At 73.7% G+C, this 11674-nt stretch carries 12 protein-coding genes; 5 read left to right on the top strand and 7 right to left on the bottom strand.

Features of this window, described 5'->3' with window-relative positions; translation table 11 throughout:
- Positions 1-47: 47 nt before the first annotated feature.
- The gene (locus ACFWVC_RS27175) at positions 48-449 is read left to right on the top strand and encodes a MerR family transcriptional regulator (protein ID WP_384291727.1); all 402 of its coding nucleotides are present in this window, start codon (positions 48-50) and stop codon (positions 447-449) included.
- A complete protein-coding gene (locus ACFWVC_RS27180; protein WP_384291732.1) occupies positions 446-796 on the top strand; it encodes a thioredoxin family protein in 351 nt (116 codons plus the stop codon). Before ACFWVC_RS27175 ends, ACFWVC_RS27180 begins: the two co-directional genes overlap by 4 nt.
- Positions 797-800: 4 nt before the next feature.
- Here the strand turns inward: ACFWVC_RS27180 and ACFWVC_RS27185 are convergent, their stop codons facing one another.
- The 5 genes from ACFWVC_RS27185 to ACFWVC_RS27205 form a co-directional block, all read right to left on the bottom strand.
- Positions 801-1631: a TIGR03619 family F420-dependent LLM class oxidoreductase gene (locus ACFWVC_RS27185; protein WP_384291738.1), complete on the bottom strand. Its 831-nt coding sequence runs from the start codon at positions 1629-1631 to the stop codon at positions 801-803.
- A 131-nt stretch (positions 1632-1762) separates the two neighbouring features.
- Positions 1763-2185: a roadblock/LC7 domain-containing protein gene (locus ACFWVC_RS27190; protein ID WP_384291743.1), complete on the bottom strand. Its 423-nt coding sequence runs from the start codon at positions 2183-2185 to the stop codon at positions 1763-1765.
- Positions 2182-4278: a nitrate- and nitrite sensing domain-containing protein gene (locus ACFWVC_RS27195; protein ID WP_384291748.1), complete on the bottom strand. Its 2097-nt coding sequence runs from the start codon at positions 4276-4278 to the stop codon at positions 2182-2184. The genes ACFWVC_RS27190 and ACFWVC_RS27195 overlap by 4 nt, the downstream gene beginning before the upstream one ends.
- A 142-nt stretch (positions 4279-4420) precedes the next feature.
- On the bottom strand, positions 4421-4855 hold the full coding sequence (locus tag ACFWVC_RS27200) for a hypothetical protein (protein WP_384291755.1): 435 nt from the start codon (positions 4853-4855) through the stop codon (positions 4421-4423).
- A 153-nt stretch (positions 4856-5008) separates the two neighbouring features.
- Positions 5009-5737, bottom strand: coding sequence for an AMP-binding protein (locus tag ACFWVC_RS27205; protein WP_384291758.1), 729 nt, complete (start codon positions 5735-5737; stop codon positions 5009-5011).
- A 301-nt stretch (positions 5738-6038) separates the two neighbouring features.
- Here ACFWVC_RS27205 and ACFWVC_RS27210 point away from each other — a divergent pair, with 301 nt between their 5' ends.
- The 3 genes from ACFWVC_RS27210 (at position 6039) to ACFWVC_RS27220 (ending at position 9859) form a co-directional block, all read left to right on the top strand.
- Entirely contained in the window at positions 6039-8975 is a 2937-nt protein-coding gene (locus ACFWVC_RS27210) for a BTAD domain-containing putative transcriptional regulator (RefSeq protein WP_384291762.1), read from the top strand.
- A 170-nt stretch (positions 8976-9145) separates the two neighbouring features.
- On the top strand, positions 9146-9283 hold the full coding sequence (locus ACFWVC_RS27215; RefSeq protein WP_384291767.1) for a hypothetical protein: 138 nt from the start codon (positions 9146-9148) through the stop codon (positions 9281-9283).
- Between the two features lie 372 nt (positions 9284-9655).
- Complete coding sequence (locus ACFWVC_RS27220; protein ID WP_384291772.1) at positions 9656-9859, top strand: hypothetical protein; 204 nt, start codon at positions 9656-9658, stop codon at positions 9857-9859.
- Between the two features lie 107 nt (positions 9860-9966).
- Here the strand turns inward: ACFWVC_RS27220 and ACFWVC_RS27225 are convergent, their stop codons facing one another.
- Together ACFWVC_RS27225 and ACFWVC_RS27230 are read right to left on the bottom strand one after the other, a co-directional pair.
- Positions 9967-10149, bottom strand: a complete 183-nt coding sequence (locus ACFWVC_RS27225) for a hypothetical protein (RefSeq protein ID WP_384291777.1) — start codon at positions 10147-10149, stop codon at positions 9967-9969.
- Between the two features lie 356 nt (positions 10150-10505).
- Positions 10506-11674, bottom strand: a 1169-nt coding sequence (locus ACFWVC_RS27230) for a PQQ-binding-like beta-propeller repeat protein (protein WP_384291782.1), incomplete at its 5' end; no start/stop codon positions are given.

Genomic DNA, 11674 nt, shown 5'->3' on the forward strand with positions numbered 1-11674 from the left:
ATTTCGGCGCTGGCCTTGACGTCGGCGTCAAGGTCTACCGTCGGGGCATGCGGATCGGAGAACTCGCCGAACAGGCCGGCACCACCACGCGCGCCCTGCGGTACTACGAATCGCTCGGACTGCTCCGGGCCCGGCGCACCGGCAACGGCTACCGGGCCTATGACGAGGCGGACCTGAGACTGCTGCGGCAGATCCAGCTCCTGCGGGACTTCGGCTTCGAGCTGGAGGACACCCGCCCCTTCGTGGACTGCCTGCGCGCCGGCCACCCCGAAGGGGACTCGTGCCCGGCCTCCATCGACGTCTACCGGCGCAAGCTCGCGGAGCTGGACGACTACGTCGCCCGGCTCACCGAGGCGCGGGACCGGATCGCCGAGCAGCTGTCCCGGGCCGAGTCGGCGGCGGCTCCGCAACCGCGCTGTCAGTTCACCTGCGAGGGGAGTACGCGATGACCGCGAGGATGACAACGCCGTCCGCGGGACCGCCGGCCGAGGCGACCGACGAGACGTTCGCCGCCGAGGTGCTGCGGGCCGGGGTACCGGTGCTGGTGGAGTTCGGCGCCGACTGGTGCCCACCGTGCCGTCAGATCGAGCCCGTGCTGCGGGAGCTGGCGGGCGAGGAGGAGGGGCGGCTGAAGGTCGTCCGGCTGGACGTGGACCACAACCCGTGGGCGCAGAGCACGTACGGCGTCCTGTCGGTGCCGACGCTGATGGTCTTCCGGGACGGCGAGCCGGTGTGGTCCGCGGTCGGGGCGCGCACCAAGCGGCGGCTCCAGCAGGAACTGGCCGGCGTCCTCTGAGACCTCACAGATAGCGCGCGTGGTCGTCCAGCGCGCGCAGTACGTCCGCGGTCCCGGCGGAGGGCAGTTGCAGCACGACCTCCTCCAGCCCCAGATCGCGGAAGTAGGCGAGCTTGCCGGGGTTCGGGCGGACCGCGTAGGGCACGACCTGGGGGCCGGCCGGGTCGCGGCCCGCCTCGGCCCAGGCGCGGCGCAGCCCCGGCAGGCTCTCCTTCAGCCCGCTGCCGCCGATGGGCAGCCAGCCGTCCGCGTACTCGGCGATGTGCCGGAACAGCACGGGCCCGGCGGCGCCTCCGACCAGGGTGCGGGGCCGGGAGCCGGAGACCGGCTTGGGCCAGGCGTGGCTCGCCTCGACGCTCGCGTACTCGCCCTGGTAGGCGGTGGGTTCCGGCGCCCACAGCGCCCGCATCGCCGCCATCCGGTCGCGCACCAGGTCGCGGCGGCGGGGCCAGTCGACGCCGTGGCCGGCGGCCTCCTCCACGTTCCAGCCGAAGCCGACGCCCAGGGTGAACCGGCCGCCGGACAGGAAGTCCAGGCTCGCGACCTGTTTGGCCAGCACGATGGGGTCGTGCTGGGCGACCAGGGTGATCCCGGTGCCCACGCCGAGCCGCTCGGTGACGGCCGCCGCCGCGGCGAGCCCGACGAAGGGGTCCAGGGTGCGGCCGTACTCCGGCGGCAGGGGGTCGCCCATCGGCGCCGGGGTGCGCCGGCTGACCGGGATGTGGGTGTGCTCCGGCAGGTACAGGCCGTCGAAGCCGCGTTCCTCCAGCTCCCGGGCGAGCCGGACGGCGGGGACGGAGTGGTCGGTCAGGAAGATCGTCGTGGCGATCCGCATGGCGTCGTCGCACCTCCCGTGTGCGGTTCGACCGTAGGCCCTTCGCGCGGCGCGCGGGGCCGCGACACGGGTCGTACCAGGGGCGCGCGAGGGCCGCCCCCGGCCGTCCGCGGAACCCCTGGAGGGGCGGGTCAGCCCGCCGCGCCGACCGGGGCGTTGCGGAGCTCGGTGACGAGGGCGGGGGTGAGCAGCTCGCCGGCGCGGTCGGCGAGCACGGACATCTCGTAGCCGACGAGGCCGATGTCGCACCCTTCGCCGGCGAGGACGCCGAGGCAGCTGCCGTCACGGATACGGCCGACCATCATGAAGCCGCCCAGCATCTCGATCATGACCAGCTTCATGCCGTGGAAGCCGTGCGCGGTGGCCGCGTTCTGGGCCAGCGAGGTGATGCCCGAGACGACGGCGGCCAGGTGGTCGGCGCGGTCGCGGGTCAGGCGCTCGGAGGCGGCCATCAGCAGGCCGTCGGAGGAGACCGCGACGGCGTCGGTGACACCGTCCGTGGTCCGTACGAAGTCGGATATGAGCCAGCCGAAGCTCTGGACGGCGGTGGTCACGATGGCGTTCCTTCTTTGGTTCTGTACAGGGCCGGATCGGGGGCGGCCCCGCGGGCGGGTGCGGAGGGGGAACCGGTCTCGGCGCGGGCGACTCCGGCCCGGAAGGCGTTGAGCAGCACCGAGATGCCCGGCTTCGGCGCCGGGGGCGGCGGCTCCTCCTCGTCGGGGGCGAGCAGCCGGGTGGGCAGGATCACCAGGGCGGAGACGCCCCCTTCGGGCGTGTCGAACAGGCGCACCTCGATGCCCTGGCGGCGGGCGAGCCGGCCGACGACGTGGTGGCCGAGGAAGCGAGTGGGAGCCGACAGGAAGATCTCGTCGCCGCTGTCGACGAGCAGCGCGTTGGACCGCTGGAGGTCGGCCGGGCTCATGCCGACACCGTGGTCGACGACGGCGAAGCAGTACTCCCCCACCGCCTCGTCGCGCCAGCCGTGCACGTCGACGGACTCCTCGGGCGGGGAGAAGGTCAGCCCGTTCTCGATGAGTTCGGCCAGCAGGTGGGCGACGTCGGAGACCACGTGGCCGCGCAGAGAGGCGCGCTCCACCTGGGCGACCATCACCCGCCGGTACTGCTCGACCTGGGCGACCGCGGACCGGACGACCTCCAGCGCGGCCGCCGGGCGGGCGGTGGGCCGGGCGGTGTGCTGGCCGGTGAGGACCAGCAGGCTCTCGGCGTTGCGGCGCATGCGGGTGGCCAGGTGGTCCAGTTCGAAGAGCTCGGCGAGCTCGTCCGGGTCGAGCTCCCGGCTCTCCAGCCGGGTGATCAGGCCCAGCTGGCGGCGGATGAGGCCCTGGTTGCGGCGGCCCAGGTTGGCCAGCGACTCGGTGGTGTTGCCGCGCAGTCGCGCCTGTTCCGCGGCGAGGTCGAGGGCGGTGCGCTCGACGTTGCGCAGGGCGGCGGCGACCTCGGCGATCTCGGCCGCGCCGTGCCGCACCCGGACACCGGCGGGCTCGGCGGGTTCCGGTGGGGCCGCGCCTTTGGAACGGGCCTGCTGGATGCGCTGGACGGCCTCGGGGAGCCGCCGGCGGGCGATGTCGTCCGCGCCGCCGGCGAGGGCCGCCAGCGGGCGCGTGATGGAACGGGAGGCGAGCGCCGCGGCGGCGCTGACGAGGCCCAGGATGAGCACGCCCACGACCACGTAGAGGGTGAGCGAGCCGGCCGCCTCGTCGCTGAGCGTCCGGGTACGGGCCTTCACCTCGGCGCCGACCTCGAGCTGCACCGTGTACAGGTCGTCGTTGAGGGTGCCGGTGTCGTTCCACCAGGACCGGGAGTCGACGTTCAGGCGCGATCCGTCGACGCCGCGCTCGGCCAACTGCTCGTAGGTGAAGGCGTCGTTGGCGGCGACGGTCCCGAGTGCCTGGTCCAGACGGATGCGCTGGTTGGTGGTGGCGACCTGCCGGTAGCGTTCGATCGCGGCCACGCGCACGGCGCGCTCCTGGATGAACTCCAGGTACTCGGCGCGGCGGAAGGCGCCGTAGGCGAAGACGCCGTTGAGGGAGCTGCGCTCGTTGGCGAGTGCCTCCTTGGCCTCGGCCAGCGCCTGGAGCGCGGCGACGCCGTCGCGCAACTCCCGGTCGCCGCGGGTGACCGTCCCGGCCGCCGGGTCGACGGCGTTCAGGCCCGCGATGGCGTAGGTGTAGAAGGTGATCGCCGCGTCCCGGCCGGCGCTGTCGGCGTCGATGTCCTCGCGCGTAGCGGTGAGCCGGCCCAGTCGCGTCCGGATCACGTCCTCGATGGCGCCCTCGTCGCGCAGGGCGCGCAACTGGACGTCGACGTGCTTGCGGGTGGCGTCGAGCGGCTTGCGGTACCGGGCCTCACCGCCCAGCAGGCCGTTGGTCAGGCCGCGTTCCAGTTGCAGCTCGTGCACGAGGGAGCGCAGCCGCAGCGACAGTTCGACCTCGGAGCGGGTGGTGCGGGCGTCGCCGTAGTCCTCGGCGCGCAGCTCGACGGCGAGCCCGACGAAGGCGAGCAGGAGGCAGGTGGGAACGGCGAGGACGACCGCCACCCGGCCCCGGATGGTCCGCCACCCCGGCAGGGGACGGGGGAGGGCTCTGAGGATCGATCGAGGTCGCCGCCGCGCCTTCCGCACCGTCATGCGCCAGCATGGTAGCGGCCGGAATCGAATCGTCAATTTCTGACCCGTTAGCTGACGTTGGCGTTTGGGTGACCGGAGTCCCGCAGTGCTGCGAAAACGGTGCGAATGCCTCTTCCGGAACGCGGTAGCCACCCCCCGGAGGTCAACGCCGTGCGAACACCGGGGCCGTGAGGTCCACGGTGAGGGCGTGGCCCAGGTTGTTGGTGAAGGTGGCGTGCGGTCCTTCGGCTTGGGCGAGGACGAAGGGGTTGGACTGCCCGAGCACGACGACCCACATCAGGTCGCCGTCGGAGTCCAGCCGGGCGAAGAATCCCTCCGAGCCGAGCGAGCCGTCGCCGCAGCACACATACCCCGTTCCGTCGGGGAGTTCGGCGGTGCCGCGCGGGTGCGGGTCGGCCGACGTGACGAGCCCGGGGCTCCCGGCCAGCAGCGCCGCCAGGTCGAAGGGCTCGCCGATGCGGAACGCCGACAGCCGCGGGCCGTCGATGTGCGCGTCGAACGCCGTGCCGTCCGCCCGGTACAGGCCGTCGCGGGCCGGAACCTCGCCGGCCAGCCACAACTCGGTGATCAGACCCATCGGCCGCGCTCCTCCCGCTGTGCGGGACCAGCCCATCAGGCGGCCGCTCGGCACGTCTCGACCGCCGGGCGAACAGCGGGCGAACTCCCGCCCGCTCCCCGGCCGGCCGGGGAGCGGGACGAAGCCGGACCGGGCCGGCCGGGCGGCCCCGGGTCAGACCAGGCCGAGCGGCCTGGGACCGCGGGGGGCCTGGACGGGCAGCAGCATGCGCCAGACCGCGTCCTCCAGGCCGTGGACGGAGGCGATCCAACCGAGGCTGTCCTCCGGGGTGCCCATGCCGGCCGCGGAGGACAGCTCACCCACGACGTCCGCGAGGTCGCCGTGGCGCAGCGCCGGTTCCATGCGGCCCCCGCCGAGTCCGTCGGCGACATAGCGCTCGTACGCGGGCGCGGTGCGCAGCACCCCCACCGGCCGCCATTCCCCGGCCAGCCGGGACACCGGCTCCCCTCCCATGCGGCGGCCGTCGGCCTCGACGACCTGGGTGCGGGTGCGGTCGACCGCCAGCGCGGTCCACGCGTCGCCCCCCGTCAGCACCGCCGCGGGGCGGCACCGCTCGACGGCCTCGGCGACGGCCCCCGGCCCGTCCGGGCCGCCCGCGACCAGCGGCACCGCCGCCATGCCCGCGTACAGGCAGCCGTAGAAGGCACCGGCCAGGTCCGCGCCCTCGGGGTAGTCCAGCAGCACGCGGCTGCCGGGCGGCAGCAGGCGGCCCAGGCCCGCGGCGACCGCGCGGGCGCGCCGGTCGAGGCCGGCGAAGTCGCAGTCGTACGGCACATGGGGGCGGCCCTCCGGCTGCCGCACCGCGCGGCGGCGCAGCGCGGGGCCGGGCAGGCGGTACACGCTCACCGTGGAGCCACTGATCCCGGCCCGGGCACCGCTCACGGCCTCCCGACCACATCGTGAGCACATCGGCGGCCCTTCACCCCCCTCCGCGGAACGTCGTTTACACCAAAGGCATATGAGCACAGATCATGCGAAAAGACGGCGAACATTCCCCGCAACCCCTCAGAGCGCGCCCCCCGAAAGTCACCCATAGGTGACCGCGAACAGGTCGGCACGGCAAACTGGCACAGTCGGCAGATCCGAAACAACGGAACTGTCGTCTGCGGACACTGTTCCGGTTCGCGATGAACGATCGATATACGCACTGTTCGCGAACGGCAGTCGGCACCTGGGGGCAGGCATGGGAAGCGGTAAGGACCCCGGCGGAGCGCTGCGCTTCGCGGTCCTCGGCCCGGTGCGGGCCTGGCGCGGCGGACAACCCGTCCCTCCCGGCCCACCCCAGCAAAGGGCACTGCTGGGCGCGCTGCTGCTGCGCGGCGGCCGTCCCGCGACCGCCCAGGAGCTGGTGGACGCCCTGTGGGGCGAGGAGCCGCCGCCCACCGCCCTGGCCGCGCTGCGCAGTTACGCCTTCCGGCTCCGCAAGGCCCTGGGACCGGACGCCCTGGCCACCGTCGACGGCGGCTACGTCCTGCACCCCGTCGACGACTTCGACCTCTTCCGTGCCGAACAGCACCAGTCCGAAGCGGAGAAGGCCCGCGCCACCGGCGACCTGGCGGCGGCCCGCGCCGAACTGCGCCGCGCCCTGGCGCTGTTCGACGGCGAGCCGCTGGCCGGACTGCCGGGCCCGTACGCCGAGACCCAGCGCACCCGGCTGCTGGAATGGCGGCTGCAGATCACCGAGACCTGCCTGGACCTGGACATCCAGGCCGGCTGCCACGCCGAGGCGGTCTCCGAGCTGACCGTACTGTCCGCGGAGCACCCGCTGCGCGAACGGCTGCGCGCCCTGCTGATGCTCGCGCTGTACCGCGGGGGGCGGCAGGCCGAGGCGCTGGGCGTCTTCGCCGACACCCGCAGACTGCTCGGCGACGAGCTGGGCGTCGATCCCGGCACCGAACTCGCCTACCTCCACCAGCGCATCCTGGAGGCCGACCCCGCCCTGCTGCCACCGCCCGCGCCCCTGGCCGAGTCGGCCGTCGAGCCGGTGCGCCCGGCCCAGCTCCCGGCCACCGTCGCCGACTTCACCGGGCGGGCCGCCTTCGTCCGCGAACTCGGCGACCGCCTGGCCGCCGCCTCCGCGGACGGCGGCGTGATGGCGGTCTCGGCGGTCGCCGGAATCGGCGGAGTCGGCAAGACCACCCTCGCCGTGCACGTCGCCCACGCCGTCGCCGGGGCCTTCCCCGACGGGCAGCTCTACGTCGATCTCCAGGGCACCGGCCCCCGCCCCGCCGAGCCGGAGACGGTACTCGCCTCCTTCCTGCGCTCGCTCGGCGTGACCGACGCGGCCATGCCCGACTCCCTGCCCGACCGCGCCGCCCTCTACCGCACCACCCTGGCCGGCCGGCGGGTGCTGGCCCTGCTGGACAACGCCCACGACGCGGCCCAGATACGCCACTTGCTGCCCGGCACGCCCGGCTGCGCCGCCCTGATCACCAGCCGCGCCCGGATGGTCGACCTGGCCGGGGCGCATCTGGTGGACCTCGACGTCATGAGCCCCGAGGAGGCGCTGCAGCTCTTCACCCGCATCGTGGGCGAGGAGCGCGTCGCCGGCGAACGCCAGGCCGCTCTCGACGTCGTCGCCGCCTGCGGCTTCCTGCCGCTCGCCATCCGCATCGCCGCCTCGCGTCTGGCCACCCGCCGCACCTGGACCGTCGCCTTCCTCGCCCGCAAGCTCAGCGACGAGCGCCGCCGCCTGGACGAGCTCAAGGCCGGCGACCTCGCCGTCAAGGCCACCTTCGAACTCGGCTACGGCCAGCTCACCCCGCAACAGGCTCGCGCCTTCCGCCTGCTGGCCCTCGCCGACGGCCCGGACATCTCCCTCGAGGCGGGGGCGGCCGTCCTCGACATGGACGTCTACGACGCGGAGGAACTGCTGGAGGCCCTGGTCGACATCAGCCTCATCGAGTCCGCCGGGCCCGCCCGCTACCGCTTCCACGACCTCCTGCGCCTGTACGCCCGCGACTGCGCCGAACGCCACGAGGGCGACGACGCCCGCTGCGCCGCCCTGTCCCGGCTGCTCGACTTCTACCTCGCGTCGGCCGCCCGCACGTACGAGCTGGAGAACCCCGGCGACCGCGTCCTGGACCACCTCAGCCCGGTCGGCCGCCCCGGCCTGGCCTTCGCCTCCCGGCAGGAGGGCCTCGACTGGCTCTTCAACGAGGCCCCCAGCCTGCTCGCCGCCGTCCAGCAGGCCGCGGGCGACGGCTGCGAGGGCCCCATGCGGCGCGGCGTGGACCTGCTCTTCACCGCCCAGGACCTGATGGAATCCGGCATCTACGCGCGCCAATTCGAGCAGGCGACGCGTGCCCTGGTCACCACGGCGAGCGCCTGCGGCGAGACGCTCGTCGAGGGCCGGGCACGCGTACTGCTCGGCCAGCTGAACTGGCTGACGGGCCGGTTCGAGAACGCCGACCGCGAGGCGGAACGGGCCCTGGTGCTCGGGCTCGCCGCCGGGGACCCGCTCACCGGCAGTTACGCGCCGAATCTCCGCGGCATGGTTGCGCTGGCCACACGTCGCTTCGAGGAATGCGCCACCTACCACACGGCCGCCCTTGAGGCCTTCATGGCCGACGGGAACCGGCACGGGGGTGCGGCGGCGCTCAGCAATCTGTCCCGCGCGCAGATCGAGCTCGGCGACATCCCGGCCGCGATCGGCTCGGCCGAGGATGCGCTGGTGATCTATCGCGAGCTGAGAGCGGGGTTCCGTCTTGGCAACGGCCTGTACGCCCTGGCGATGGCACTGACCGCCGCCGCACGGCTGGACGAGGCGCTCGCCCGCCTGTCGGAGGCCCTGCACGTCTTCCGGGACGCCAGACAGCAGTTCTGGGAGGGCATGACGCTCTTCCGTATGGCAGAAGTCCATCTCGCCTCCGGCAGCCATCGCCAGGCCGCCTCGCTGGCCGAGCAGTCGTTGACCCTGCTGCGCGACATCGGCGGCGCGCTGCGCCGCGCCAATGCGCTCACCGTCCTTGGCAAGGCCCTCAACGGCATCGGCCAGACCGACCGCGCCCGGGCCTGCTGGCACGACGCCCTCGGCGAGTTGACCGCCCTCGGGTCCCCCGCCGCGGAGGCGGTGCGCCGCCTGCTCTCAGGGCCCGTCACGCCGGCTGTCGCGGTCTGACGTCCGGTAGCTGCAACACCACTGCTACAGGACATCAACCGATCCGTTTATCGGTTGATTATCGGCAGCTGCCACGATTCCATCACTGCGAGAGCCGCCCGCCTGGTGGCGCACGGGGGTCGTTGCCAGGCGGGCATCTCGCAGCCGAATTCCCTGGATAAGGAGACAAGATGAGCGAGTCCACGCCGGAGGCAGCCGGCACCGCAGAGGAGGAGGCGGAGGTCGTTGTCTCCCCGGAGACCGACGAGCAGCCCGCCGCCAAGGGGGAAGACACCCCCATCAAGCCCGACAACTGGCACTCGGACTGATTCTCCGTCTCCGGGGGGAGATACGGAGCCATCGGCCCGAGGACCCACGGAGGGGCACGGGGGGACACGGGGGATCGCACCACCAGCGGGGAGTACGACGGGTGACGCACCGGGGGGGTGTCACCCGGGGGGACAGCACGAAGGCATCACGGACCGACTGCGGCGCGGAGGGGGCGCCGCAGTCGGTCTTTGTCGTGCGCCGGGTGCCGGCGGTCCCGGTGTCGCGGGGAATCATGGGTCGCCGCATCAACTCGGCTTATTCACAACGGAGTTGTTCGTTCCAGTGACACGTGTGGCCTAAGGTCCTCAACGGCACCACCCGTACGCAAGTGACCGCCGGGCCGTGCGCCCGGTCTCTCCCCTGGAGGCGTCGTGCAACTCGTACGCAAGGCCACCGTCGTCCTCGCCGCCATCGTGGCCGGACTCCTCGCCGCGGCCGTCCCGGCCGCCGCCGCGGACAGCCCGGACAACTGGCACCAGACCATCGTCTCGCCCGACAACTGGCACCAGACCATCGTCTCGCCCGACAACTGGCACCAGACCATCGTCTCGCCCGACAACTTCGGCACCCCCTGACCTCGGCGGGCCGCCGTGGATGTCCCTCCCGCTCCGGCGCGAGGGACATTCGCATATCCGCGCCCAACTCCCGGCGCGTGACCGGGACATCGGGCGCCGCCCGCGCGTCAGATGTTGTGGGTGCGCCGCAGTTGGTCGCCGAGCCCACGGGGGAGCCGTGCGAGGCGGCCCGCGTCGATCACGGGTGACGGGTCAATGGCGGCGGCCCTCCGCTGCGGGAGCACAACGGGGCCCGGCTGCCCCTGGCTGGCCGTGGCCTGCTCGTGCTCGTACTGCCGGGGTGTTGCCATGACGTTGTGTCCCTTCGTGGGTGCGGGACGCGTCCGCGTACCGAAAAGGGCAACTCCCCACACCGCCCTTACGTAACGGGCGGATCGGACATTCGGCAGGCCGGGCGGCGAGGCCCCAGGATGCGCGGGGCCGGAATTCCCTGTGCCGCCGAGGCCCGATGCGCCACACCGCATCCGGCCGAGGGCGGCGCCCGCCGCCCGCCTCCCGCGTGGCGCCTGTGGCGTGTGAGGCGTAGGTTGCGTAACGGCGGCCGTCGCCCGCCCCTTCCGTGTGAGGCAGCGACGGCCGCTCATCAAGCGGCGGACCGATGCGGCACCGCGGCCGGCGGGCGAACCGCCCGCGGCCGCACGGCGCCTCAGGCGCGGCGGGTGGCCGCTTCCGTGCCCTTGACCGCGTTGAGCGCGTAGACGCAGCGGTCCTTGCTGCTGGCGTAGACGACGCCGTCGGAGACGACCGGGGAGCCGGTGATCTCGCCGCCCGTCTCCAGCTTCCAGCGCAGCTGGCCGCCGCCAGCGTCGACGGTGTAGAGGCAGTGGTCCTTGGAGCCGAAGTGGACACGGCCGTCGGCGACGACGGGCGAGCCGACGATCTCGCCCTGCGCCGCGAAGCGCCACTTGGGGGTGCCGGAGACCGCGTCGAGGGTGTACAGCGCGCTGCCCGCGCCGAGCATGACGGAGCCGCCGGTCACGAGGACCGGCTCGACGCTCTGCCGCTGCTCGGTGGCGACGCGCCAGCGGTCGCGCCCGTCCGCGGGGTCGAGCGCGTAGACGGTGCCGAGGTAGTCGGCGACGTAGACGCCGCCGCCGGAGACGCCGGGACCCGGGACGTACGCGGGGGGCCCGAACATCACCGCGGGGGCGTCGAAGCGCCACCGCTCGGCGCCGCTGCGGGCGTCGAGCGCCACCACACGGTTGCCGGCGGTCGCGAACACCGTGCCGTCGGCGACGACCGGACGGGTCGGCATGGCGCCCAGGTCGCCGGTCGGGTACGACCACCGCTCGGTGCCGGTCGCGGCGTCCAGCGCGTGCAGCCGGCCGCCGCCGTGGAAGTAGACGACGCCGCCGGTGATGCTCGGCCCCGACTCGGGGGTCTCGAACTCCGTCTGCGCGCCGCCGCGCTCCCAGCGCAGCCGTCCGCTCGCCGCGTCCCAGACCCGGACGCCGCCGCCGCGGGTGCCCGTGACGACGCTGCCCGCGTCGGCCCGCAGCGAGTAGATCCAGCCGTCGACCCCGGTACGCCACCGCTCGGTGCCGTCGGCGGCGTCCAGGGCGTACAGGCTCGGCCCGTCGGAGCCGTGGATGCGGCCCTCGGAGACGGCCATCGTCCACGCCACGTCACGGGTCTTGAACTGCCGCCGCCCGGTGGCGACGTCGAGCGCGTGCACCTCGAAGGAGGTGACGTAGAGCCGGCCTCCGGAGACGACGGGCGTGCCCCACACGTCGTTGGACATGCGGAAGCGCCACGGGCGCCACTCGCCGGGCGGTCCGGCGGGCGGCTGCGCGCCGCCCTGGCCCTGGCCGGGCA

Source organism: Streptomyces sp. NPDC058691, from assembly GCF_042714775.1.
Taxonomy (GTDB): Bacteria; Actinomycetota; Actinomycetes; order Streptomycetales; family Streptomycetaceae; genus Actinacidiphila.